This window comes from Clavibacter sp. VKM Ac-2873, assembly GCF_015351075.1.
Classification (GTDB): domain Bacteria; phylum Actinomycetota; class Actinomycetes; order Actinomycetales; family Microbacteriaceae; genus Clavibacter.
The window spans coordinates 21,666-45,541 of record NZ_JADKRS010000005.1; the positions used below are offsets into that span (position 1 = coordinate 21,666).

The following is a 23,876-nucleotide window of genomic DNA, read 5'->3' on the forward strand; positions in this document are numbered from 1 at the left end:
GTCGGCCTCAGCGGAAGATGATCGTCCGCGCCCCGTCGAGCAGCACGCGGTGCTCCGCGAACCAGCGCACGGCCTGCGTGAGGGTGCGCGACTCCTCGTCCTGGCCGATCGCCATGAGCTCGCGGGCGCTGCGCGAGTGGTCGACGCGCACGACGTTCTGCTCCACGATCGGGCCCTCGTCGAGGTCGCTCGTGACGAAGTGGGCGGTCGCGCCGATGAGCTTCACGCCGCGCGCGTGCGCCTGCTTGTAGGGGTTCGCGCCCTTGAAGCCGGGCAGGAAGGAGTGGTGGATGTTGATGATCCGGCCGCTGAGGCGCGCGCAGAGCTCGGGGGAGAGGATCTGCATGTAGCGCGCGAGCACCACCAGCTCGATGTCGTGCTCCTCGACCGCGCGGATCACGCGCTCCTCGAAGGCCCGCTTCGACGCCTCGTCGGCGACGGGCACGTGCTCGAACGGCACGCCGTAGAAGCCCGCGAGGTCGGCGAGCCTGTCGTGGTTGCTGAGCACGAGCGGGATGTCGACGGGCAGCTGCCCCGCGCGCTGCCGGAACAGCAGGTCGTTCACGCAGTGCTCGGCGGTGGATCCCAGCACGAGCGTGCGCAGCGGCCGGCCCACCTCGTCGAGGTGCCACGTGGCGTCGTAGCGCTCGACGACGGCGGCGAGGGCGTCGGCCAGCCGGTCGTCGTCGGCGGCGCTCTGGATCTGCAGGCGCATGAAGAACCGGCCCGTGTCGGCGCTCGAGAACTGCTGCGACTCGGTGATGTCGCCGCCGGCCTCGACGATGGCGCCCGCGATGGCGTGCACGATGCCCGGGCGGTCGTCGCAGGAGAAGCTGAGGACGCGGTGCGGCGGGCGCGCGCGGGTGGCCTGGTCGGTCATCCGTCTAGGCTATTGCCTGGCTGCGCGGATCCCGCCGGCCCCGGGAGCCCTCCCGCCGTCACGTCCCCCACAGGTCCCATGACGAACACCTCCCCCATCTTCCTGCCCGACCTCGAGCGCGCCGAGCGCTCCGGCCGCCGCCGTCCACGGCCCGGCGTCGACCCGTCGTTCCGCTTCCCCTGGGTCGGGATCCTCACGCTCGCCGCGTGCGTGTTCCTCAGCGTCACCAGCGAGATGCTGCCCACCGGCCTCCTCAGCGAGATGAGCGGCGACCTCGGCGTGGACGAGTCGCGCGTGGGCCTGCTCGTCTCGGTGTTCGCGGTCGCGGTGGTCGTCTCCAGCGCGCCGCTCGCGGCCCTCACCCGCCGGGTGCCGCGGCACGCGCTGCTGCTCGCGGTGCTCGCGGTCTTCGCGACGAGCAACCTCCTCACGGCCCTGGCGCCCACGTTCGAGCTCGTCACCGCGACGCGCGTGCTCGGCGGCCTCGCGCACGGCCTGTTCTGGGCGGTCGTCGGCGCGTACTCGGCCCACCTCGTGCCGCCCGCGCTCATCGGCCGTGCGGTCGCGCTCACGGTCGGCGGCGGCAGCCTCGCGTTCGTGCTCGGCGTGCCGCTCGGCACCGCGGCCGGGCAGGCGTTCGGCTGGCGGGCGGCGTTCGCGGGGATCGGCGTGCTCACGCTCCTCGGGATCCTGCTCGTGTGGCGGTTCCTGCCGGCGGTCGGGCGGCCCGAGCGGGAGGCGCCGGTCGACGCGCCCGCGGGCGGCCGCGTCGGGATCCGGCAGCGCATGGCCGGGCAGGGCCTCGGCGGCGTGCTGCTCGTGTGCCTCACGGCGATGGTCATCATGATCGGCCACTACGGCCTCTACACGTACGTCGACCCGTTCGTCACGCGCGTGATGCGCATCCCCGAGCAGCAGCTCAGCGCCATGCTCTTCGGCTACGGCATCGCCGGCGCGGTCGGGCTCCTCATCGCGGGCACCGTCTTCGCGAGCCGCCCGCAGCTGGGCGTGCTCGCGGGGCTCGCGGCAGCGGCCCTCGGCGTCAGCGCCCTCGCGTCCGTGCCCGGGCTCTGGGCGGTCGCGATCCCCGGCTTCCTGCTCTGGGGACTCGCGTTCGGCGCGATCCCGACCCTGCTCCAGACGCGCATGCTGCACGCCGCGCACCCGTCGTTCCGGGACACGGCCAGCTCCTTCTACACGACCGCGTTCAACGTCGGCATCGGCGGCGGCGCGCTCGTGGGCGGCGCGCTGCTCGACGGGCTCGGGATCGCCGCGCTGCCGGGCGCGTTCCTCGCGGTGATGGCGGTGTCGGTCGTGCTGGTCGTCGGATCCGCGGGCCGCGCCGCCCGGGGTCGCGCGGCCGCGCGCGCGGCTGGCTGACGCCTCGCGACGGCGGGAGGCCGCCGGCGTCCCCATCCGCATCGGGTCCCCTCCGGCCTGCGGGAGGATGGAGTCGTGACCACGACCCCCGCGCCCCTCGGCCTCCTCCTCGACGTCGACGGCCCCATCGCCAGCCCGCTCACCCGCACGCTCGCCATCCCGAGCATCGCCGCCGACCTCGTGGAGCTCGCGGCCGCCGGCGTGCCCGTCGTCTTCAACACGGGGCGCTCGGACGCCTTCATCCGTGACCAGGTCGTCGGCCCGCTGCTCGACGCGGGCCTGACGGCGGGCGCGCGCGTGCACGCCGTGTGCGAGAAGGGCGCGTCGTGGTTCTCCATCACGCCGGACGGCGCGGGGGAGGTGCACGTCGACCGGTCGCTCGCGCTGCCGGAGGCGTACATGCGCGACATGGAGCGGCTCGTCGCCGAGAGCTTCGCCGACTGGATGTTCTTCGACACCACCAAGCACGCGATGGTCTCGCTCGAGCAGCTCACGAGCGTCTCCTCCGCCGACTACCTCCGCGTGCAGCCCGACCTCGACGCGCGCGCGGTCGAGATGCTCACGGCCCACGGCCTCGGCTCGGTGCTGGAGGGCGTGGAGGTGCCGGACGCGGAGGGGAACGTGCAGGTGCGCGTGGATCCCACGATCATCTCCACCGACGTCGAGTCGATCCGCCTGGGCAAGGACCTGGGCGCCGCGCGCGCCCTGGAGCTCCTGGCCGACAGCGGCCCGCTGCCGCTGCGCTGGCGCACGGTAGGCGACTCGCGCACCGACTACGCGATGGCCCGCTGGCTGCACGAGAACGGGCACGAGGTCGCGCACGTCGACGTGCGACCGGCCGACGGGATCCCGGCGACGCCGTATCCCGTGCTCACCGCGGGCGACCTGATCCACGACGCGGCGGGCGCCGCCCTCCTAACGCAGTGGGTGCGCATCGTGCGCGGCGAGGCCGAGGACGACTCCGCGTTCCTCGCGCCGGGGCGCTCCGCGAGCTGATCCGCGTCGATCCGCGCGCGGCCGCCCGCCGCGCTCGCCGCATCCCCCGAGGGCCCGTCCGCATGCGGACGGGCCCTTCCGCGTGTGCGCGAACGGATGTTAGCTTCGGCTAACACTTCGACGGAGAGGCCGCCATGACCCGCACCGCCCCCGAGCGCGCGCGCCGGCCCGTCGCCGGCCCGCGGCTCGTGCTCCTGCTCGGGCCGGCGTTCGTCGCGGCCATCGCCTACGTGGATCCCGGCAACGTCGCCGCCAACCTCACCGCGGGCGCGCGCTACGGCTACCTGCTCGTCTGGGTGCTCGTCGCCGCGAACGCCATCGCCGTGCTCGTGCAGTACCAGTCGGCGAAGCTCGGGCTCGTCACGGGCCGTAGCCTCCCGGAGCTGCTCGGGCAGCGGCTGCCGACCGGGCGCCGCCGCGCGTTCTGGGTGCAGGCCGAGCTGATCGCCGCGGCCACCGACCTCGCGGAGGTCATCGGCGGGGCGATCGCGCTGCACCTGCTGTTCGGCATCCCGCTCGTCGCGGGCGGCGTGATCGTCGGCCTCGTCTCCATCGGCCTGCTGGCCGTCCAGTCGCGACACGGGCAGCGGCCGTTCGAGATCGTGATCGGGGCGCTGCTGGTCGTGATCACCGTCGGCTTCCTCACCGGGCTCGTCGTGAGCCCGCTGTCGGCGTCGGGCATCGCGGGCGGCCTCGTGCCGCGCTTCGACGGGCCGGACAGCGTCCTCCTCGCCGCGAGCATGCTCGGCGCGACCGTGATGCCGCACGCCGTCTACCTGCACTCGTCCCTCAGCCGCGACCGGCACGGCGTGCAGACCGACGACGGCGTGCTCCGGCGCCTCATCCGGGCGACGCGCTGGGACGTGGTCACGGCGCTCGCCGTGGCGGGCGCCGTCAACGTCTCCATGCTCCTGATCGCGGCCGCGAGCCTCGGCGGCGTGCCCGGCACCGACTCGATCGAGGGCGCGCACGCGGCCATCACGGCGTCGCTCGGGCCGGTCGTCGGCATCGTCTTCGCGGTCGGGCTGCTCGCCTCGGGGCTCGCGTCGACGTCGGTGGGCGCCTACGCGGGCGCGGCGATCATGGGCGGGCTGCTGCACGTCAAGGTGCCGCTGCTCGCGCGGCGCGTGGTGACGCTGATCCCCGCGCTCGCGATCCTCGCCATCGGCGTCGACCCGACGACCGCGCTCGTGATCAGCCAGGTGGTGCTGAGCCTCGGGATCCCGTTCGCGCTCGTCCCGCTCATCCGCCTCACGGGCGACCGCCGTGTCATGGGCGCGCACGTCGACCGGCCGCTCACGCGCGTCGCGGCGTGGGTCGGGGTGTCGCTCGTGGTGGTGCTGAACGTCGCGCTCGTGGTGCTGACTTTCACGGGCTGACGCACGCGGGTCGGCCGGGCGTCAGTCGGCGTCGGACACCCAGACCGCGGACGCGGCGGCGGGCGTGAGCGGCCTCGCCGCGGATCCGTCGACCGTCACGCGCACGGCGCCGGGAGAGCCGGCCGCGGCCTCGCGCACGAGCGTCGCGTCCAGCCCGATGCCGTGGTCGGCGAGCTCGCGCAGCAGCCGGGGATCCTCGTCGGAGATGCGCCGCACGCGCATGGGCCGGTCGGCGGCGGCCTCCGCGAGCTGGGTCGCGTCGGGCAGGTGCGGCTCGCCGTCGGCCGAGGGGATGGGGTCGCCGTGCGGATCCCGGGACGGGTGCCCGAGGTGCGCGTCGATGCGCGCCACGAAGTCGTCGGAGACCGCGTGCTCGAGCACCTCGGCCTCGTCGTGCACCTCGTCCCACCCGTAGCCGAGCACCTCCACGAGGAACGTCTCGAGCAGGCGGTGGCGGCGCACCATCTGGATCGCGTGGCGGCGGCCGTCGTCGGTGAGCTCGATGCTGCCGTACGGCCGGTGCTCCACCAGGCCCTGCGCGGTGAGGCGGCGGATCCCGTCGGAGGCGGTGGCGGGTCGGATCCCGAGCCGCTCCGCGAGGCGGCTCACGGTCATGGGCTGGTCGGTCCACTCGGTCGCCGACCAGATGAGCTTGAGGTAGTCCTGCGCGGCGCTGGAGAGCTCGTCGACGGACATGGCGCCATGGTACCGAGCGCTCCCTGTCGGCCCGCGGCCACGCGGCGCCGCCGCGCGGTGCAAGCTGGATGCGGACCGCGGGCAGGGACGCCCGCGGCGGATCCGATGGAGGAACCACATGCACTACCGGAATCTCGGGAACAGCGGCGCGGTCGTCTCGACCTACGCGCTCGGCACCATGACCTTCGGCGCGGAGGCGGACGAGGAGACCTCGGGGCGCATCCTCGAGGCGTACGTCGCCGGCGGCGGCACGTTCATCGACACGGCGGACGTCTACACGTCGGGCGTCTCGGAGGAGATCGTCGGCCGGTGGCTCGCGGCGCACCCGACCGAGGCCGACCAGCTCGTCATCGCCACGAAGGGCCGCTTCCCGATGGGGGAGGGCAACAACGACGTCGGCACCTCGCGCCGTCACCTCACCCGCGCGCTCGACGACTCGCTCCGTCGCCTCGGCGTCGACACGATCGACCTGTACCAGATGCACGCCTGGGACGCCGTGACCCCGCTCGAGGAGACCCTGCGCTTCCTCGACGACGCCGTGCGCGCCGGCAAGATCTCCTACTACGGCTTCTCGAACTACCTCGGCTGGCAGCTGACCAAGGCCGTGGGGCTCGCGAAGGCGCTCGGGTACACGCCGCCCGTGACGCTGCAGCCGCAGTACTCGCTGCTCGTGCGCGAGATCGAGTCGGAGATCGTGCCGGCGTCGCTGGATGCGGGCATCGGCCTGCTGCCGTGGTCGCCGCTCGCGGGCGGCTGGCTCACCGGCAAGTACCGCCGCGACGAGACGCCGACGGGCGCCACGCGCCTCGGCGAGGACCCGGAGCGCGGCATGGAGGCCTTCACGCCCCGGAACGGCCAGGAGCGCACGTGGGCGATCCTCGACGAGGTGCGCCGGATCGCCGACGCGCACGGATCCAGCTCGGCGCGCGTCGCGCTCGCGTGGCTCGAGGCGCAGCCGGCGGTGACCAGCGTGATCCTCGGCGCCCGCACCGTGGAGCAGCTCGAGGACAACATGGCCTCGGCCGACCTCGCGCTCACGGCCGACGAGATCGCGTCGCTCAGCGCGGTGAGCGCACCCGTGGTGTCCGACTACCCGTACGGCCCGGCCGGCGTGCAGCAGCGCCACCGCGCGATCGACGTGCGCGGCTGAGCCCGCCGCCTGCCGCCCCTTCGTCCGCTCCGGCGACGCGGGGGCGGCCGGCCCCCGGCGCCCGGGGCGTGATCCGCACGCGCGGCACGTGCCGGCGCACCACGACCTCGAGGGTCAGCTGCCCGCGCCTGGCGAGCACCACGGCGACCACCGCAGCGGCCAGCGCGGGGACGCCGCCCGAGACGACCATCCCCACGTGCACGCCCCACGCCTCGACGATCCCGCCCATGAGCGGGCCCCCGACGGCCTGGCCGCCGAGCAGCACGAGCACGTAGACGCTCATCACGCGCCCACGGATGGCGACGTTGCTGGAGAGCTGCACGAGCGAGTTCGCGGCCGTCTGGAACAGCAGCGACGCCATCCCCACCGTCACGAGGACGACCGCGAACGGCGCGATGCCGGGCATGAGCCCCGCGGCCGCCTGCAGGAGGCCCGTGATCCCGACGCCGACCACGATGGTCCGCAGCCGCACGGTCGCCCGGCGGGTCGAGAGCAGCGCGCCCGTGAGGGCGCCGATCGCGACCATCGAGTTGAAGAAGCCGTATCCGCCCGCGCCCACGTCGTAGACCTGGCTCGCGAACGCCGCGAGCAGCACGGGCATCGTCAGGCCGAAGACGCTGAACACGGCCACGAGCACGACCGGCCACAGGATGGTCGGCTTCGACCGGGCGTACCTGAGCCCCTCCGCGAGCTGGCCGCGGCGGCGCGGGGCGGGCGGGATGCGGATCAGGTCGCGGGTCTCCAGGCTCCACAGTGTGAGCACCACCACGACGCACGCGAGCGCGTTGATCGCGAACGACCAGCCGGCGCCGACGGCCAGCAGCAGGATCCCGCTGAGCGCGGGCCCCACCATGCCGCCGAGCTGGAACACGGAGGAGTTGACGCTGATGGCGTTCCGGAGGTGCTGCTGGCCGACGATCTCGGTGACGAACACCTGGCGAGCCGGGTTGTCGATCACCGTCACGAGCCCGGTCGCGAACGCGATGGCGAAGATGTGCCACGCCTCGACGGCGCCCGAGAGCGTGAGCACGGCGAGCAGCGCGCTGAGGAGCGCGTACGTGCCCTGCGTGATCATCATCAGCATCCGCTTCGAGCACCGGTCGACGATGACGCCGCCGAGGAGGCCGAAGAGCAGCATGGGCGCGAACTGCATGGCGACCGTGATCCCGACCGCGGTGACGCTGCCGGTGAGCTCGAGCACGAGCCAGTCCTGGGCGATGCGCTGCATCCAGCCCGAGGTCATGGCGATGACGTTGGACGCCGTGAACCGGCGGAAGTTCGGCACGCTCAGGGCGATGAGCGTGTGGCGCCACGGCGGGCGCTGCGTCTGGGTCGGGAGCGGGGCGGTCGGGGGGAAGGCGTTCGGCGGCGGGGTCACGGTGTTCCTGCGGTGGCGGTTGCGTATGGGTGGCGTCGGTTCTGCATGGATGGGGCTCGGCGTCGAGCCGCGATCGACGCTACCCGCGGGCTTCCCATTCGGATCCCGTCTCGACATGATGAGTGGCATCACGTTCTCGAATGGCCGGGAGGCGCCGTGCTCGACCCCACCCTGCTGGCGACCTTCCTCGCCGTCGCCGACACCCGCAGCTTCACGCAGGCGGCCGCGCGGCTCGGGATCAGCCAGCCGACGGTGAGCCAGCAGGTGCGCCGGCTGGAGCGCGCGGTCGACCGCACGCTCATCGCGCGCGACACCCGGGCCATGCGCCTCACCGACGCGGGCGACGCCATGGCCGGCTTCGCGCGCACGATCCTCGCGGCGCACCGCGCGGCGGAGAGCTACTTCGGCGGATCCGAGGTGAGCGGCCGCCTCCGCTTCGGCACCGCGGACGACCTCGCGATCACGCAGCTCCCGCGGATCCTCCGCCACTTCCGGCAGCTGCACCCGCAGATCGAGCTGGAGCTCACGGTGACGCAGAGCGGCCCGCTGCACCGGCGGCTGCTGGCGGGCCAGCTCGACCTGATCCTCACCAAGACCACGGTCGACGAGCAGCCGGGCGCGCGGCTCGTGGGCCGCGACCGGATGGTGTGGGTGGGCCTCGAGCGCACGCTCGTGGAACCCGGCGCCATCGTGCCGCTCATCGCGTACCGCGCCCCGAGCATCAGCAGGCAGATGGCCATGGACGCGCTGGAGCGGGAGGGCCGCACCTGGCGGATCACGTGCAGCACGCGCGACGTGAACGGCGTGCTGGCCGCCGTGCGCGCGGGCATGGGCGTGGCGGTGCTGCCCCAGGCGCTGATCCCCACCGACCTCGTGAAGGTCACCTCGCGCCTCGGCCTGCCCGAGCTCGACGAGGTGGACTACGTGCTGATGGACAACCCGGCGGGGCCGCGCGCCTCCATCGAGGCGCTCACCTCGGCGATCATGTCGCGCGGGGTGACGCGCGCCAGCTGACGCGCGCCTACCAGCGGGCGACGGGCGGCATGTCGTCGTCGGGCCAGACCTCGCGGGCGCGGCCATCGCGAGCGCGGCCATCGCGGGCGCGGTCACTCCGTCCGCGACCCCAGCCGCGGCGGTGGCCGGCGGGCTGGTGCGGGGGCTCGGGCTTGTCGGGATCCGCGCCGGGCGTGCCGGGCTGCTCGAGCTGCATGGCGAGCGCGCGGAGCCGGGCGTCCATCTCCGCGTGCGCGGCCGCGGCCTCGGCGATCCGGGCGCGCTCCTCGTCGACGTCGGCGGGGATCCGCGTGACCTCGTCGAGCGGCAGCGCGTCGGCCTCCGCCTCGGCGAGCCGGCGCGCGCGGCGGCGCGAGGCGAGGATGCCGAAGGCGCCCACCGCGATCTGGAACAGGCCGAGCCAGCCGGACGCGTCGTTGACCGGCGCGAGCATGTGCCAGGCGCCGAGCGCGATCCAGCCGATGTTGACCCACATGGGCCAGGCAAATCCCGATGCGGGGCGCGCCTGCTCCCGGGGCTCGTCCGTCCCGCGTCCCTCGTCGCTCATGCCGTTCCTCCGTGCCGACCCGTCCGTGCCTGCGAGTGTGTCACGCGAGGTCGTGAGCGGCCTGGAGCCAGACGAACGTGCGCGGGCTGAGGACGATGCCCTTCGTGAGGCGGAGGCGCTCGTCGCGCACGAGGTCGACGGCGTGCTCGGCGAAGCCGCCGAGCGTCTCGGCGGACACCGTCGCGGGCTCGTCGCCGAGGTTCGCGAGCACGAGCACCGTGCCGTCCGCGTGCGGGCGCTGGTAGCCGAGCACGTGCGGGTCGTTCGCGTCGAAGCCGACGACGCGCGTGCCGCCGAGCGCGGGCGTGGCCCGGCGGACCGCGATGAGCCGGCGGATCCCCGCGTGGATGACGCCCGTGCTCGTGGTGCGGTCGTCGCGCTCGTCGTAGCGGTCGAACGGGTAGAGCGGCCGGTTCACCCACCTGCTGTCCTCGGCGTGCGCGGGGACGTCGTCGTAGCCGTAGTCGTTGAGCTGGCCGACCTCGTCGCCGAGCACGAGGAGCGGGAGGCCGCCGGTGCTGAGCGCGATGGAGTGCGCCAGCAGGATCCGCTCGACCGCGCCCGGGTCGTCCTGCTCGAGGCCCGCGAGGGACGCGGTGGTGCCGGCGACCGCGCCGTCCGCGTGCGCGACGCCGCGGGCGTGGCTGCCGGCGAAGCGGCCCAGGTGGAAGTCGGCGAGGAAGCGGCGGTGCTCGTCGGGGTCGATGCCGATGGCGCGCGCGTCGTCGTCGTCGAAGGCCCAGCGGAGGGCGTCGTGGCTGCGGACGCGCGCGGTGCGGGCGGATCCGGTCGGCACGTCGCCGCGACGCTCGAGGGCGCGGGACAGGAGCCCGGCCGACCGGGTGGCGAGGGCCTCCCAGACGAGCGCGGTCAGCGCCGGGTCGTCCGCGAGGCGCACCGCGTCGCCGTCGAGGAGCTCGGCGGATCCGCGCGGATCGGCGTCGGCGGCGACGGCGAGCGCGAGCGTGGGGGAGACGCGGCGGCCGAGCGCGGCGATCGCGCGGAGCAGGGCGGACCGGTCATCGACGGGCCGGTCGGCGTCGGGGCGCTCGCCGAGGACGGCGGCGGGATCCACGCGGACCACGTCCACCCCGACGGCAGCGAGGGCGACGGCCTCGCGGACGGCGACGCGGATCCGGTCGGCGAGCGCGGCGTCGGGATCCGCGGGGGAGAGGTCGACCGCGAGCGTGAGGCCGGCGTCGTGCAGGGCGTCCACGAGGTCGCCCAGGTCGGCCGCGGAGCCGAGGCCGGCGCGCACGCGGACGCCCGGCGCGAGGAGCGCGTCGGTGTCGGTGTCGGCGTCGTCCGCGTCCGCGTCGCCCGCGGGCGCGGGCTCGGCGACCGGCGTGATCTGGAGGTGGGTGAGGCCGAGGTCGCGGAGGGCGGGGATCCGCGCGGCGAGGCCCCGCAGGTCGTCGGCGTACCGGTCGACGTAGCAGACGCCGCCCGTGCGGCGGTCGAGGCCGAGGTCGAGGTCGAGGTCGGCGGGGGTCGGCACGGCCGGGCGGGCGCGCACGTCGCGGAGGTCGGCGGCCACCGCATCGGCGAGGGCGTCGGCGTCGTCGCCGACGAGCGGACGGAGGTCGGCGGCGAGGGCGTCGCGGTCGAACGAGGGCGCGGCGGGCGGCTCGACGGGGGCGTCCGTCCCGGCGACGGAGACGGCGTCCGCGCGCGCGTCGTCGCGGTCGTGTCCGCCTGCCGCGGGATCGGTCGTGAGCGCTGCGCTCCCCATGCTCGGTCCTTCCTCCGCATCCGGCGGGCACCGTCGCCCGACCCCCTGATCCTACGGGCGGGCGGGTCGCGTGACCCCGGGATCGTTCGTGCCCATCGGATCCCGTCGCCCGGCGGCCAGCCCGGAGCCCGCCCCGGCGACCATCCCGGCGTCCGGACGGTGGTCCGCCCGCGCGGAGGCGCGCCTCGCGGGCGCGCGCTCGCCCGGGTAGGATCGGACCCGTCGCGACTGGCGTTCGGATGGGTCACCATCGGGGAGCGACTCACACGGTTGGTGGCCGTACGCCTGGGCCACGACGCATCCGCTCGTCCACCGTGCACAAGGAGTCCCATGCCCGTCGACCAGTCCTTCAACGCCCCCCTCTCCGAGGTCGACCCGGAGATCGCGGCCGTCCTCGAGCAGGAGCTCGGCCGCCAGCGCGGCACCCTCGAGATGATCGCCAGCGAGAACTTCGTGCCGCGCGCGGTGCTGCAGTCGCAGGGATCCGTGCTCACCAACAAGTACGCGGAGGGCTACCCTGGCCGCCGCTACTACGGCGGCTGCGAGTTCGTCGACGTCGCCGAGCAGCTCGCCATCGACCGCGCCAAGAGCCTCTTCGGCGCCGAGTTCGCGAACGTCCAGCCGCACTCGGGCGCCACCGCGAACGCCGCCGTCCTCGCCGCCATCGCGCAGCCCGGCGACACGATCCTCGGCCTCGAGCTCGCGCACGGCGGCCACCTCACGCACGGCATGAAGCTCAACTTCTCCGGCAAGCTCTACGACGCCGCCGCGTACGGCGTGGATCCCGACACCTTCCTCATCGACATGGACGTCGTGCGCGAGAAGGCCCTTGCGCACCGCCCGCAGGTCATCATCGCCGGCTGGTCGGCGTACCCCCGCCACCTCGACTTCGCCGCGTTCCGCGCGATCGCGGACGAGGTCGGCGCGAAGCTCTGGGTCGACATGGCGCACTTCGCGGGCCTCGTCGCCGCGGGCGTGCACCCCTCGCCCGTCCCGTACGCGGACGTCGTCTCCTCCACCGTGCACAAGACCCTCGCGGGTCCCCGGTCCGGCGTGATCCTCAGCCGCGACACCGCGCTCGCCAAGAAGCTCAACTCGGCCGTCTTCCCCGGCCAGCAGGGCGGGCCGCTCATGCACGTCATCGCGGCCAAGGCGACGGCGTTCAAGATCGCGGCCACCGAGGAGTTCGCGGACCGCCAGCGCCGCACCATCCAGGGCGCGCAGATCCTCGCCGAGCGCCTCGTCGCGGCCGACTCCACCGAGGCCGGCGTCTCCGTCCTCACGGGCGGCACCGACGTGCACCTCGTCCTGGCCGACCTGCGGGACTCGCCCATCGACGGCAAGCAGGCGGAGGACGCGCTGCACGAGGTCGGCATCACGGTCAACCGCAACTCGGTGCCGTTCGACCCGCGCCCGCCGATGGTCACCTCCGGCGTCCGCATCGGCACGTCGGCGCTCGCGACCCGCGGCTTCGGCGAGGCCGAGTTCACCGAGGTGGCGGACATCATCGCCGAGACCCTCAAGCCCGGCAGCGACCTCGCCGCCCTGCGTGCGCGCGTGCTCACGCTCACCGACGGCTTCCCGCTCTACGAGGGCCTCACCCAGTGACCGCGGTCGTGCTCGACGGCGTCGCGACCGCGTCGGCCGTCAAGTCGGAGCTCGCCGTGCGGATCCGCGCCCTCCGCGAGCAGGGCCTCGTCCCGGGTCTCGGCACGCTCCTCGTGGGCGAGGACCCGGGATCCCGCTCGTACGTCGCGGGCAAGCACCGCGACTGCGCCGAGGTGGGCATCGAGTCCATCCGCGTCGACCTCCCGGCCGACGCGACCGAGGACGACGTGCGCCAGGCCATCGAGCGCCTCAACTCGGATCCCGCCGTCACGGGCTACATCGTGCAGCTGCCCCTCCCGGCGGGCATCGACGAGAACGCGATGCTCGAGCTCATCGACCCGTCGAAGGACGCCGACGGCCTGCACCCGACCAACCTCGGGCGGCTCGTGCTCGGCGTGCAGGGCGAGCTGACCTCGCCGCTGCCGTGCACGCCCGCCGGCATCGTCGAGATGCTCGAGCGCTACGAGGTGCCGATCGCCGGCCAGCACGTGGTCGTCGTCGGCCGCGGCCTCACCGTCGGGCGCCCGCTGGGGCTGCTGCTCACGCGCAAGGGCCTCGACGCCACCGTCACGCTCACGCACTCGCGCACGCGCGACCTCGAGCAGGAGGTCCGCCGGGCGGACATCGTGGTCGCGGCCGTCGGCGTCGCGCACCTCATCCAGCCGGAGTGGGTGAAACCGGGCGCCGCGGTGCTCGACGTGGGGATCACGCGCGTCGTGGATCCCGAGACCGGGAAGGCGCGCCTCACGGGCGACGTGGACCCGGCCGTCGCCGAGGTCGCCGGCCACCTGTCGCCGAACCCGCGTGGCGTCGGGCCGATGACGCGCGCGATGCTGCTCGTGAACGTGGTGCTGGCCGCCGAGCGCGACGCGCGCCTGGCCGCCGAGCTCCGCGGCTGACGGCGCTCGCCGCGACCGCGCGGCGGTGGACGTGGAGGGGACGGCCGGTCAGGCCGTCCCCTCCACGCGTCCGGGCTGCGACGACTCGCCCAGCAGGACGGCGGGCGTGGGGATCGTGCCCGCGTGCAGCCGCGCGTTCTCCACGTAGTGCGCGGCGTTCGCGCGGAGCCCCGCGACCTCGTCGTCCGTGAGCTCGCGCCGCACCTTGCCGGGCACGCCCGCGACGAGCGAGCGCGGCGGGATGCTCTGCCCTTCCAACACGACCGTGCCGCCCGCGAGCAGCGACTCCCGGCCGACGACCGCGCCGTTCATCACGGTCGCGGACATCCCGACGATGCAGTCGTCCTCGATCGTGCAGCCGTGCAGCACCGCGTTGTGCCCGACGCTCACGCCCCGGCCGACCGTGAGCGGGAAGCCCGCGTCGACGTGGCAGCTCACGTTGTCCTGCAGGTTCGAGCCCGCGCCGATCGCGATGTCGGCGGCCTCCGCGCGCACGACGGCGTTGAACCACACGCTGGATCCCGGGCCGAGCGTCACCCGCCCCACGACGCGCGCGCCCGCCGCCACGAGGGCGTCGGGCGCGATGTCGGGCGCGGGCGATCCGGGGAGCGCGCGGACGGTGGCCTGGGGATCGACGGTCATGCGGCCAGGGTAGGCCGCCGGGTCACGCGCCCGGGCGCATCCGCGTGCCGCGCTCCATCGGCGCGAAGCCCGCGGCGACGTAGGCGTCCCACGGCGCGCGGTAGTAGGGGAGCGGCGAGGCGTTGATGAACACGTCGTGCCCGCCCAGCTCGCCGACCCGGCGGCACACGTCGAGCGCGAGGGTCTGCGCGAGGCCCCGGCGGCGGTGCGCGGGCACGATGCCGAGCGGCTCGAGCTCCGCCCAGCCGCTCGCGGGGTCGAGCCAGGCCGTGCAGGTGCCGGCCAGGGAGCCGTCGGGCGCCTCGACGACGAGGTCGAGGTCGCGCCGGTACACGGCGGCGGCCTGCATGGCCGCGTAGCCGTCCGCGTCGAAGCGGCTCTCGGCGTCCGGGTCGATGCCGTCGCCTGACCCGTCGGTGAAGGGCAGCTCGACGGGCTTCCAGGCGCGGCGGTGCGCGTCGACCTTGGCCCGCTCCTCGCCCTCCGCGACCGGGCGGATCCGGTACCCCTCGGGCGGCCGCGCGCCCGTGTCGCGGGCCGCGTGGCGGAGCCCGGCGAGCGGGACGGCCTCGTCGACGAAGCCGCGACCGGCCAGGATGCCGCGCAGACGGCCCTGCCCGCGGTGCACGGCGACGCTCACGCGCCCGTCGCCTGCCGCGTCGAGGATCCACGCCGTGAGCTGCTCGGTGGTGGCGTCGTCGCCGGGCGCGCACTCGACGCGCGCGTCGTCCGCGGAGAAGGCGGCCCAGCTGATCAGGGCGCCCGCCCCGTCGCGGACCACGGCCATCCGCTCGGGCAGCTGGCCGGTCGACGCCTCCCACGCGAATCCGCCGGGGTGGGTGGACGCGGGGAACCACGGGGAGAGCGCGCGCGCGATGTCGCGGACCGCCCCGTCCCGGTCGTCGGCGATCTCGGTCAGGCCCGCGGGTGGTCGCATGGCACCGACCCTAGGGGGGCGGGGCGCGGCGACCGTGCCCCTACTGCTCCGCCTTCGCCCCGTCCGACGGCGTGACCGTGAAGACGGTCGGCCCCGTGTAGCCGTGCTCGGCGAACGCGCCGTCGATGGCGACCTGCAGGCGCGAGAGCGCGTCGACGTCGATGAGCGCGATGGCCGATCCGCCGAAGCCGCCGCCCGTCATGCGCGCGCCGATCGCGCCCTCGTTCTGCGCCACCTCGACCGCGAGGTCGAGCTCGGGGACGCTGATCTCGAAGTCGTCGCGCATGGAGCGGTGGCTGGCGTCGAGCAGCTCGCCGATGGCGCGTGGGCCCTCCTCGCGGAGCGCGCGCACGGTGTCGAGCACGCGCTGGTTCTCGGTGACGATGTGGCGCACCCGGCGGAACGTCTCGTCGTCGAGCACCTCGCGGGCGCGCACGAGGTCGTCGACCGTGAGCTCGCGCAGCGACGACACGCCCATCAGGCGCGCGCCCTGCTCGCACGACTCGCGGCGCGCGCGGTAGCCGCCGTCGGCGTGCGCGTGGGCCACGTGCGTGTCGATCACGGCGATGGTGAGGCCGGCCGCTTCGAGCCCCAGCGGGATGACCTCGGAGTCGAGCGAGCGGCAGTCGAGGAACACGCCCGCGTCCTGGCGGCCGAGGAGGCTCGCGGACTGGTCCATGATCCCCGTCGGCGCGCCCACGATCTCGTTCTCGGCGAGCTGGCCCACCGCGGCGAGCGTCGGTCGGTCGAGGCCCAGGCGCCAGATGTCGTCGAGCGCGAGGGCGATGGATCCCTCGAGCGCCGCCGACGAGGACAGCCCCGCGCCCACGGGCACGTCGCTGTCGATGAACACGTCGAAGCCGGGCACGGCGCCGAGGTCGGCCCCGCGCTGGCCGAGGGCCCACGCGACGCCGAGCGGGTAGGCCTGCCAGCCGTCGATGCGCTCGCCGGTGAGGTCGGCGAGGCGCGCCTCCACGACCTCATCGGAGAAGGAGCTGGCGAGGCGGATCCGGTCGTCGTCCCGCGGCGCGAGCGCGATGACCGTGCGGCGGTCGATCGCGAACGGGAACACGAAGCCCTCGTTGTAGTCGGTGTGCTCGCCGATGAGGTTCACGCGCCCGGGCGAGGACCACACGCCGTGCGGCTCGCGCTCGAAGCGGGCGCGGAATCCCTCGCGCACGTCGTCTCGGATGTCGGTCATGCGTCCTCCACTGCCTTCCGGATCATCTCGGCCGCCTTCTCCGGCGGCACGTCGCCGATCCAGGCGCCCATGGCCGCCTCGGATCCGGCCAGGAACTTGAGCTTGTCGGCCGCCCGACGCGGCGACGTGATCTGCAGCATCAGCCGGATCTCGTCGCGGTGCGCGTCCACGGGCGCCTGGTGCCACGCGGCGATGTACGGCGTCGGGGTGTCGTACAGCCGGTCCATCCCCTGCAGCAGCCGCAGGTACATCGTCGCGAGCTCGTCGCGCTCGGCCGGGGTCGTCTCCGCGAGGTCGGGCACGTGGCGGTGGGGGAGCATGTGCACCTCCACGGGCCAGCGCGCCGCGAACGGCACGAACGCCGTGAAGTGCTCGCCGCGGAGCACGACGCGCTCGGACGCCTGCTCGGTCTCGAGGATCCGCTGGAACAGGCCCGGCCCGAACCGCTCGATCGACTCGACGAGCCGGCGCGTGCGCGGCGTGACGTAGGGGTACGAGTAGATCTGCCCGTGCGGGTGGTGCAGCGTGACGCCGATGGCCTCGCCGCGGTTCTCGAACGGGAACACCTGGCGGATCCCGGGCAGCGCCGAGAGGGCGCGCGTGCGCTCGGCCCACGCCTCCACCACGGTGCGGGCGCGCGACGGCGTGAGGCCGCTGAACGAGCCGGTGTGCGCGGGGCTGAAGCAGACGACCTCGCAGCGGCCGACCGAGGTGCGCGTGCGCTCCAGGCCGATCGAGGTGAGGTCGTCGTCGTCGACGGGCGCGTCCACGCCCGCCGTGTCCGCGAGGGCCGGCCCGAAGGACGGCGACTTGTTCTCGAAGACCGCGACGTCGTACATGCTCGGGATCTCGGACGGGTTCGACGGGGTCGCGGGGGCGAGGGGATCCAGCTCCGCGGGCGGCAGGAAGGCGCGGTTCTGGCGCGCGGCCGCGATGGAGACCCACTCGCCCGTGAGCACGTCCTGCCGCATCGTCGCGGTGGGCGGGCGGGGCGCTGTGGGCCGGGCGTCGGCGGCGCGCTCGGGTGGGAGGGTCGTGTCGGCGTCGTCGAAGTAGACGAGCTCGCGGCCGTCGGACAGCAGCGTGCGGCGCTGCGTGATCCCGGACGGCGACGTCGTGACGGTCTGGTCGGCATGCATGATGCCTCGATCCTACGGGCTCGCCGCGTCCGGATCTGCGTCCGCGAAAGCCCCGGCTTGCGTTCGGGTAAGCGACTGCGGGAAGCTCGCGGCATGGCCGACGACTCCGCATCCGTCCCCGCGGCGACCCGCCGCTCGCGCATCCTCGAGCGGCTCGGCGACCGCGGCTTCGCGACCGTCGCCGAGCTCGCCGCGGACGCCGGCGTCTCCGCCGTCACGATCCGCGCCGACCTCGACGCGCTCGCCGACTCCGCCGCCGTCCAGCGCGTGCACGGCGGCGCGGTCCTCCGCGCCGGCCTCGGCGCGCGCGAGCAGAGCCTCGAGGTGACGCTCGAGTCCGCCGCCGACGCGAAGCGCGCCATCGGCCGGGCCGCCGCCGACATGGTGGAGAGCGGCCAGAGCGTGCTGCTCGACGTCGGCAGCACGACGCTCCAGGTGGCGCGCGCCCTCGTGGCGCGGGAGGACCTCGTCGACGTCACGGTGATCACGAACGGGTTGACGCTCGCGCTCGAGCTGGAGCGGGCCATGCCGCGCTTCACCGTGGTCGTGACGGGCGGCACGCTCCGGGCGCTGCAGCACAGCCTCGTGGATCCGCTCGCCGCCGAGGTGCTCGACCGCCTCCACCCCGACGTCGCGTTCATCGGCTGCAACGGGATCGACGTCGACCGCGGCGTCACGAACGTCAACCTCCCGGAGGCCGAGGTCAAGCGGCGGATGGTCGCCGCGAGCGCGCGCACGGTGGTCGTCGCCGACGGCTCCAAGCTCGGGCGCACCCACCTCGGATCCGTCGCGCCGCTCGACCTCGTCGACACGCTCCTCACGGACGCCGACGCGGATCCGCACGAGGCCGGCCGGCTGCGCGACGCGGGCCTGCGCGTCGTCGAGGCGGGCGGGTCGCTCGAGGCCGGGCGGCCCTAACGTGGATCCCATGAGACCCGTCACCGGAGAGCAGCACCACCTCGTCCACGCCGGCCCGTCCGGCGAGCTCCGCGCCACCGTCGTGCAGCTCGCGGCCGCCGTCCGCGGCCTGACCCTCGACGGCGTCGACCTCGTCGAGCCCTACGGCGACGACGTCGTGGCCCCGATGGGAGCCGGCATGGTGCTCGTGCCGTGGCCGAACCGGATCCGCGGCGCCCGCTACGAGCTCGACGGGAAGTCCCAGGCGCTCGACGTCTCCGAGCCCTCGCTCGGCAACGCCTCGCACGGGCTCCTCCGCAACACGGGCTACGCGGCCTCCGACCGCGCCGACGACCGCGTCACCCTCTCGGCCACCGTCTTCCCGCAGCACGGCTACCCGTTCCTCCTCGACACCTCCGTCACCTACCGGCTCACGGACGACGGGCTCGTCGTCACGCACCGGATCCGCAACGACTCCGACCGCGCGGCCCCCGTCGCGGTCGGCGCGCACCCCTACCTCGCCATCGGCGGCGTCCCCTCCGCCGAGCTCACGCTCACGGTCCGGGCCGACACGTGGTCCGAGGTCGACGACGCGCTCATCCCCGTGGCCGACCACCGCGTCGACGGCGCCGACGAGGACCTCCGCCAGGGCCGCGTCGTCGGCGAGCTCGACCTCAACACGGGCTACGGCGACGTGGACGTGGAGGGCGGCACGAGCCGCCACGGCCTCACGGCGCCCGACGGACGCGGCGTCGAGCTGTGGGCGGACGCGTCGTTCCGGTTCCTGCAGGTCTACACGCCGCACGCGTTCCCGACGCACGGATCGCAGGCCGTCGCGATCGAGCCCATGACCGCCCCGGCCGACGCCTTCAACTCCGGTGTCGGCGTGCGACGCCTCGCGCCCGGCGAGGAGTGGACCCTCAGCTGGGGGATCCGCGCGACCGGCTTCTAGCCCTCGTCCTCCTGCGCCCACTGCAGCGCCACCCGCTGCGTGTACCGCTCGAGCGCGAGCCGGTTCTCCTCGGGCTCGCGCAGCCCGTCGATGTAGGCGAGCAGCCGGCCGACGACGCCCGACAGGTACTGCACGCCGCGGTCGTCGTGCTCCTCGAGCGCGGACTTCAGCAGGTCGTAGCGCTCGCTCGTCTCCTCGGCGGTCAGCATCGCGATCACGAGTTCGTCGGCCTGCATGCTCATGCGCTCCAGCATCGCATCGCCTCCGCCGTGGCCCTCGCGCGGCGGGCGACGGGATCCCCCTGGCCATGCGGATCGGACGCCGTGCACACCCGCGATCGCGCCTCCCCGAACTGGGGGTACGCTCCGGGCGGCAGCAGGACGCACCCTTGCGCTATCCAGCGTGGGGCGTCCGGTGCTCGGGGGAGCGGATCGACGCCGCCCGACTGCGCCCGTCAGCACGGCCCACCCGGAAGGCTCCCCCTTGCTCCACTCTCGCGCGGACGCGCCTGCGCCCACCTCCGCCCTGGCCGCGGACGCCCTCGCCCCGGGCGCCCTCGCCCCGGGCGCCCCGGCACCCGCCGAGCGGCCGCCGCTCCTCGGACGCCGCTCCGTCTTCCTGGCGGCCGTCGGCGCCACCGCGGGCGCTGCCGTCGTCGCCGCGCCCGCCGCGGCGCCGCCCGCCTCGGCCGCCGCCGTCGTGGGCGACCAGTCGCGTGTCTACTACCCCGAGCAGTTCGGCTTCGTGCCGTCTGCTGCCGACCACACGAAGGCCATGGCCGCGTTCTTCGCGGCGCTGCAGAAGACCGGCGGGCGGGGGATCCTGCCGCCGTGCGAGATCCGCGTCACGTCCACCGGGATCGACTACTCGGGCGCCGCATGGCCCAAGCAGCCCCTGTCGGGAGCGCCCTACGGGTACCCGGCCATCTCGATCGAGGGCTACGGGCGGCGCGTCACGACCATCCGGCAGATCGCGGGATCCACGGGCGACGTCTTCACGGTGCAGGGGAAGACCGGCGCCGACGCCGGGCCCGCCGCGAACAACAAGGCCACGGTCTCGCTCACCGGCTTCAGCATCACCGGCACGCGCACGGGCCGTCACGGGCTGTACCTGCGCTCGCTGCTGCACTGCCGGATCACCGACATCGAGCTCAACGCCACCGGCGCCGCCGGCGTCTTCTTCGCGCGCCAGGCGTTCACCGCGGCCAGCGACGAGTACTCCTACGCGAACGTCATCGAGGGCCTGCGCGTGATCACGGCGGGCACCTGGGGCGTCGACTGCGACGGCGTCAACGCCATCGACATCGTGATGCGCGACACCGAGATCGTGAACTGCACCGCGGGCGGGATCCGCATCGCCCCCACCAACGCGCGCTTCGAGAACACGCGCGTCATCGGCTGCGGCGCCGGCAACAAGGCGGCGCGCGGCTTCCTCGCCATCCCCACGAGCAACCCGTCGTCCATGGTCTCCGAGCTCGGCATCAACGGCATGCGCCTCGAGGGCAACTCGGGCCCGGGCGGCTACCAGATGGAGATCGGGGCGGGCGTCGGGGCCACCGTGGCCGGCTACAACATCGTGACCGGCGGCGACGGCGGCGCCCACGGCATCGGGGTGGGCCTCGTCGACCAGGGCGGGCGGCTCGCCCAGGACACGTCCATCGGCCGCGGCACCATGTTCATGACCCCGAGCCGCTACCCGTCCCAGCGCGTCGTCGTGGTGGGCGCCTTCGCGAACGACACCCGCGTCGAACGCCCGTCCCTGCCGAACAACCCCGACACGCCATTCGCGTCGGTCGTCACGGACCGGGGCGTCCGCAGCGTCGACGGATTCGGCCGCGCGCTCGCGGGCCCGGGGGCCTGACCGGTACGACGCCCGGCTCAGCCCGCGAGGGACGTGAGCGCCACCTGGATCCCGGCGGCGATGGCCTCGTGACCGGTCGCGCTGGGGTGCCACTCGTCCTCCGTGCGGAGGTCGGGCCGGTCCACGGGCAGCCAGGTCTCCGGCCCCGTCGCGTCGATGACGTGGGCCTTGCCGAGCGCGGGACCCGTGTACGCGGACGCGAGCTTCTCGTAGCTCCGCACGCCCGTCATCGGCGTGATGATCACGGTCTGCGCGTCCGGCCAGCGCTCGGCGATGTCCGCGAGGGTCTTCGTCACGCCCATGCGCACCGCGACCTCGCCGGGCTTGATGTCGTTGACGCTGCCCTGCAGGATCACGAGGTCGGGCGTGAAGTCGTCGCCCATCGCGGCCAGGCGGTCCGGGTACGACGGCTGATCGGATGTGGCCGCGAAGCCCGTGCCGGCCGCCGCGTCGAGGCGCACGTCGCTCCACCCCTCGCGGTCCGCGAGCAGCGCGGGGTAGCCGGGCCGTCCCGACGTCTCGATGCCGTGTCCGAGGATGAACGAGTCGCCGAACATGAGGACGGCCGGATCCTCGGGGAGGTCCAGCGCCGCCACCGGCGCGATCGTGGCGCCGGGACCGGAGACGAAGCCCGACTCCGCGACGGCGCCGGCGTTCTCGACGGGCGGCCCGCCGCTCCCGAGCGCCGCGACCACCAGGCCGACCGAGCACGCCGCGACGGCGGCCGCGGCCGTCCAGCCGGCGATGCGCCATGCTGCCCGCGCCCGTGCGCCCGCCCGATACCCGTATTTCCCCACCTGTGAACCGTACGGCGATCCCGGTCGGCGGTGGCGTCCGCGTCCCACCCCGTTCGGGGGTCCGCCGACCGCGCGCGAGCCGCGGCCGAGCCGCGGTCTCCGCGCCACTGGGATCGCCACTGGGTCCACGGCCGTCGGGCGCCTCCGACACGAGCCGGACACATGGACCCGATACCGTGCCGATCATGTCTGGGGGAGACGGGACGACGATCACTGCCGCGCGCGCGGACTGGGTGGATGCGGCCAGGGCGATGGCCATCCTGCTGGTCGCGCTCTTCCATGCGGGCCTCCTGCTCATGCAGGAGGACCTCGCGTCACCCGTGTGGGCGACCATCAACAGCGCCTTCGTCACCTTCCGGATGCCGATCTTCTTCCTCGCGTCGGGGCTCCTCGCGGGATCCGCCGTGCGCCGCTCCTGGCCGGAGCTCTGGAACTCGCGCATCGCGATCCTCGTCTGGGCGCTCACGATCTGGTCCGTGCTGCGCTTCCTCTACTTCTCGGCCGTGCCGCTCGACTCGCGCCCGCACGAGGGCGACCCGCGCGCGCTCCTGCTGGCGCTCGTCTTCCCGGCCACCGGCCTGTGGTTCCTGCACGCGCTCGCCGTGTTCCTCGTGCTGGCGAAGCTGGCGCACGGGCGCGTGCCGCCGTGGATCCAGCTCACGGTCGCGGCCGTCGTCTCCGCCCTCTTCCTCAGCGTGCTGCGCATCGGCAGCCTGAGCTGGGACGGCATGGCGAAGTACCTCGTCTTCTTCCTCATCGGGCTGCACGCCAAGGACCTCGTGTTCCGCGTCGCGTCGCGCCCGCGGCCGATCGCGGCGGCTGCGGCCCTGGTCGCGTTCGGGGCGGCGGGGGTCGCCGTGGAGCTGACCGGCGTCAGCGGCATCCCCGGCGTGCTGCTCGTCGTCTCGTGCCTCGCGATGGCGGTCGGCGTCCTGTGGGCTGCCCTGCTCGCGCGCACGCGGCTGGTGCGCCCTCTGCGCTTCCTCGGGCGGAACACCCTGCCGATCTACGTGGCGCACGTGCTCGTGATCGCCGCGGCCTGCGCCGTGCTCGACGCCGTCGAGTTCGAGCCGTCCGGCGCCGTGCCCTACCTGCTGCCGGTCGTGGTGAGCGTGGTCGCGATCGTGGCGTCGCTGGCGATCCACGCGGTGGCGATGCGCACGCCGCTGCGGTTCCTCTACCGCACGCCGCCGTTCCTCGTGCTGGACCGGGCCGGTCGGTCCTGAGCGGCGGGCCGTTTGCGTCACTCCGAGTGGTGCTTCTCCGGATCCGTGGCCGTGACGACGGGCTCCTCGGGCGTGCCCTCGATGCTGCACTCCAGGATCGCGCCGACCGGGTCCTGGATGCCCTCCTGTCGGAAGTGGCCGAGGATCTGGACGTCGTGGACGTCGCCCACCTGCGGCTCGACGACGACGAGCTGGTCCCACTGGTTCCACGAGCCGACGGGATGCTCCCAGCCGTTCCGGTCCTCCTCGGCGGTCCGCCAGTCGACGCAGGCCCGCCAGAGCTGCTCCTTCGTCCACGCGGGGCCCTGCTCCGACTGGAGCTCGACCGCGGGCGCGGGAGGGCATGCCCCGACGCTAGCGACGGGCCCCCTGCGGGGCGTCCGCCGCGAGGGGTACGGGCATGCGACGAGCGGAGCATCGTCCCCGTGCGCATGGCCCGCGGGAGGTGGGCCCCGTCGGGCTCGAACCGACGACCCAGGGATTAAAAGTCCCTTGCTCTACCAACTGAGCTAGAGGCCCGCGCCCCCGATGGTACGGGATGGGCGGCGGACGCCCGGAGGCCATCG

The 23,876-nt window shown here is 74.4% G+C and carries 23 protein-coding genes, 1 tRNA gene and 1 riboswitch; of the genes, 11 read left to right on the forward strand and 13 right to left on the reverse strand.

What is annotated here, in order from left to right; all coding sequences use genetic code 11:
- Window positions 1–7: 7 nt before the first annotated feature.
- On the reverse strand, window positions 8–880 hold the full coding sequence (purU, locus tag ITJ44_RS13465) for a formyltetrahydrofolate deformylase (RefSeq protein ID WP_194636063.1): 873 nt from the start codon (window positions 878–880) through the stop codon (window positions 8–10).
- Window positions 881–958: 78 nt separating this feature from the next.
- On the opposite strand from purU, the gene ITJ44_RS13470 reads away from it, so the two are divergent.
- From ITJ44_RS13470 to ITJ44_RS13480, 3 genes are all read left to right on the forward strand, one after another.
- Window positions 959–2,260, forward strand: a complete 1,302-nt coding sequence (locus tag ITJ44_RS13470) for an MFS transporter (protein WP_194636064.1) — start codon at window positions 959–961, stop codon at window positions 2,258–2,260.
- 75 nt (window positions 2,261–2,335) lie between these two features.
- Window positions 2,336–3,256: a hypothetical protein gene (locus ITJ44_RS13475; RefSeq protein ID WP_194636065.1), complete on the forward strand. Its 921-nt coding sequence runs from the start codon at window positions 2,336–2,338 to the stop codon at window positions 3,254–3,256.
- Between the two features lie 134 nt (window positions 3,257–3,390).
- Window positions 3,391–4,635 carry an Nramp family divalent metal transporter gene (locus ITJ44_RS13480; protein ID WP_194636066.1) on the forward strand — a complete coding sequence of 415 codons (1,245 nt, stop codon included), beginning with the start codon at window positions 3,391–3,393 and terminating at the stop codon, window positions 4,633–4,635.
- A 21-nt stretch (window positions 4,636–4,656) separates the two neighbouring features.
- Here ITJ44_RS13480 and ITJ44_RS13485 read toward each other — a convergent pair whose 3' ends face one another.
- Window positions 4,657–5,331, reverse strand: a complete 675-nt coding sequence (locus ITJ44_RS13485) for a metal-dependent transcriptional regulator (protein WP_194636067.1) — start codon at window positions 5,329–5,331, stop codon at window positions 4,657–4,659.
- A gap of 118 nt (window positions 5,332–5,449) precedes the next feature.
- Here ITJ44_RS13485 and ITJ44_RS13490 point away from each other — a divergent pair, with 118 nt between their 5' ends.
- A complete protein-coding gene (locus ITJ44_RS13490) occupies window positions 5,450–6,481 on the forward strand; it encodes an aldo/keto reductase (protein WP_194636068.1) in 1,032 nt (343 codons plus the stop codon).
- Here the strand turns inward: ITJ44_RS13490 and ITJ44_RS13495 are convergent.
- Window positions 6,390–7,976 (reverse strand): MFS transporter, encoded by a 1,587-nt coding sequence (locus ITJ44_RS13495; protein ID WP_370551703.1) that lies wholly within the window; start codon window positions 7,974–7,976, stop codon window positions 6,390–6,392. The two genes, ITJ44_RS13490 and ITJ44_RS13495, sit on opposite strands and share 92 nt — an antisense overlap.
- 39 nt (window positions 7,977–8,015) lie before the next feature.
- Between ITJ44_RS13495 and ITJ44_RS13500 the strand changes: the two genes are divergently transcribed.
- Window positions 8,016–8,873, forward strand: a complete 858-nt coding sequence (locus tag ITJ44_RS13500; protein WP_194636070.1) for a LysR substrate-binding domain-containing protein — start codon at window positions 8,016–8,018, stop codon at window positions 8,871–8,873.
- Window positions 8,874–8,880: 7 nt separating this feature from the next.
- Here ITJ44_RS13500 and ITJ44_RS13505 read toward each other — a convergent pair whose 3' ends face one another.
- Together ITJ44_RS13505 and ITJ44_RS13510 are read right to left on the reverse strand one after the other, a co-directional pair.
- On the reverse strand, window positions 8,881–9,420 hold the full coding sequence (locus tag ITJ44_RS13505) for a hypothetical protein (RefSeq protein WP_194636071.1): 540 nt from the start codon (window positions 9,418–9,420) through the stop codon (window positions 8,881–8,883).
- Window positions 9,421–9,460: 40 nt separating this feature from the next.
- Complete coding sequence (locus tag ITJ44_RS13510) at window positions 9,461–11,152, reverse strand: DUF3459 domain-containing protein (protein WP_194636072.1); 1,692 nt, start codon at window positions 11,150–11,152, stop codon at window positions 9,461–9,463.
- A gap of 214 nt (window positions 11,153–11,366) precedes the next feature.
- Window positions 11,367–11,450: riboswitch (ZMP/ZTP riboswitch) on the forward strand.
- A 32-nt stretch (window positions 11,451–11,482) separates the two neighbouring features.
- Here ITJ44_RS13510 and glyA point away from each other — a divergent pair.
- Together glyA and ITJ44_RS13520 are read left to right on the forward strand one after the other, a co-directional pair.
- Window positions 11,483–12,760, forward strand: coding sequence for a serine hydroxymethyltransferase (gene glyA / locus ITJ44_RS13515; protein ID WP_194636073.1), 1,278 nt, complete (start codon window positions 11,483–11,485; stop codon window positions 12,758–12,760).
- Window positions 12,757–13,659: a bifunctional methylenetetrahydrofolate dehydrogenase/methenyltetrahydrofolate cyclohydrolase gene (locus tag ITJ44_RS13520; RefSeq protein ID WP_194636074.1), complete on the forward strand. Its 903-nt coding sequence runs from the start codon at window positions 12,757–12,759 to the stop codon at window positions 13,657–13,659. The genes glyA and ITJ44_RS13520 overlap by 4 nt, the downstream gene beginning before the upstream one ends.
- Before the next feature lie 48 nt (window positions 13,660–13,707).
- Here the strand turns inward: ITJ44_RS13520 and ITJ44_RS13525 are convergent, their stop codons facing one another.
- From ITJ44_RS13525 to galT, 4 genes are read right to left on the reverse strand one after another with little or no spacing between them, the layout of a single operon-like run.
- Window positions 13,708–14,301 (reverse strand): gamma carbonic anhydrase family protein, encoded by a 594-nt coding sequence (locus tag ITJ44_RS13525; RefSeq protein ID WP_194636075.1) that lies wholly within the window; start codon window positions 14,299–14,301, stop codon window positions 13,708–13,710.
- A gap of 22 nt (window positions 14,302–14,323) precedes the next feature.
- The gene (locus ITJ44_RS13530; RefSeq protein ID WP_194636076.1) at window positions 14,324–15,238 is read right to left on the reverse strand and encodes a GNAT family N-acetyltransferase; all 915 of its coding nucleotides are present in this window, start codon (window positions 15,236–15,238) and stop codon (window positions 14,324–14,326) included.
- 40 nt (window positions 15,239–15,278) lie between these two features.
- On the reverse strand, window positions 15,279–16,439 hold the full coding sequence (galK, locus tag ITJ44_RS13535) for a galactokinase (RefSeq protein WP_194636077.1): 1,161 nt from the start codon (window positions 16,437–16,439) through the stop codon (window positions 15,279–15,281).
- Window positions 16,436–17,578, reverse strand: coding sequence for a galactose-1-phosphate uridylyltransferase (gene galT / locus ITJ44_RS13540; protein ID WP_194636078.1), 1,143 nt, complete (start codon window positions 17,576–17,578; stop codon window positions 16,436–16,438). Before galT ends, galK begins: the two co-directional genes overlap by 4 nt.
- A gap of 93 nt (window positions 17,579–17,671) precedes the next feature.
- Here galT and ITJ44_RS13545 point away from each other — a divergent pair, with 93 nt between their 5' ends.
- Together ITJ44_RS13545 and ITJ44_RS13550 are read left to right on the forward strand one after the other, a co-directional pair.
- The gene (locus tag ITJ44_RS13545; RefSeq protein ID WP_194636079.1) at window positions 17,672–18,496 is read left to right on the forward strand and encodes a DeoR/GlpR family DNA-binding transcription regulator; all 825 of its coding nucleotides are present in this window, start codon (window positions 17,672–17,674) and stop codon (window positions 18,494–18,496) included.
- Window positions 18,497–18,506: 10 nt separating this feature from the next.
- The gene (locus ITJ44_RS13550; protein ID WP_194636080.1) at window positions 18,507–19,427 is read left to right on the forward strand and encodes an aldose 1-epimerase family protein; all 921 of its coding nucleotides are present in this window, start codon (window positions 18,507–18,509) and stop codon (window positions 19,425–19,427) included.
- Here the strand turns inward: ITJ44_RS13550 and ITJ44_RS13555 are convergent.
- A complete protein-coding gene (locus ITJ44_RS13555) occupies window positions 19,424–19,669 on the reverse strand; it encodes a hypothetical protein (protein WP_228495124.1) in 246 nt (81 codons plus the stop codon). The two genes, ITJ44_RS13550 and ITJ44_RS13555, sit on opposite strands and share 4 nt — an antisense overlap.
- A gap of 241 nt (window positions 19,670–19,910) precedes the next feature.
- Between ITJ44_RS13555 and ITJ44_RS13560 the strand changes: the two genes are divergently transcribed.
- Window positions 19,911–21,287, forward strand: a complete 1,377-nt coding sequence (locus tag ITJ44_RS13560) for a hypothetical protein (protein WP_194636082.1) — start codon at window positions 19,911–19,913, stop codon at window positions 21,285–21,287.
- A 17-nt stretch (window positions 21,288–21,304) separates the two neighbouring features.
- Here the strand turns inward: ITJ44_RS13560 and ITJ44_RS13565 are convergent, their stop codons facing one another.
- Window positions 21,305–22,084 (reverse strand): SGNH/GDSL hydrolase family protein, encoded by a 780-nt coding sequence (locus ITJ44_RS13565; protein ID WP_194636083.1) that lies wholly within the window; start codon window positions 22,082–22,084, stop codon window positions 21,305–21,307.
- A gap of 185 nt (window positions 22,085–22,269) precedes the next feature.
- Here ITJ44_RS13565 and ITJ44_RS13570 point away from each other — a divergent pair, with 185 nt between their 5' ends.
- Window positions 22,270–23,310: an acyltransferase gene (locus ITJ44_RS13570; RefSeq protein WP_194636084.1), complete on the forward strand. Its 1,041-nt coding sequence runs from the start codon at window positions 22,270–22,272 to the stop codon at window positions 23,308–23,310.
- 17 nt (window positions 23,311–23,327) lie between these two features.
- Here ITJ44_RS13570 and ITJ44_RS13575 read toward each other — a convergent pair whose 3' ends face one another.
- Window positions 23,328–23,480 (reverse strand): hypothetical protein, encoded by a 153-nt coding sequence (locus ITJ44_RS13575; protein WP_194636085.1) that lies wholly within the window; start codon window positions 23,478–23,480, stop codon window positions 23,328–23,330.
- A 276-nt stretch (window positions 23,481–23,756) separates the two neighbouring features.
- Window positions 23,757–23,829: transfer RNA gene (locus ITJ44_RS13580), tRNA-Lys, on the reverse strand.
- Window positions 23,830–23,876 lie beyond the last annotated feature (47 nt).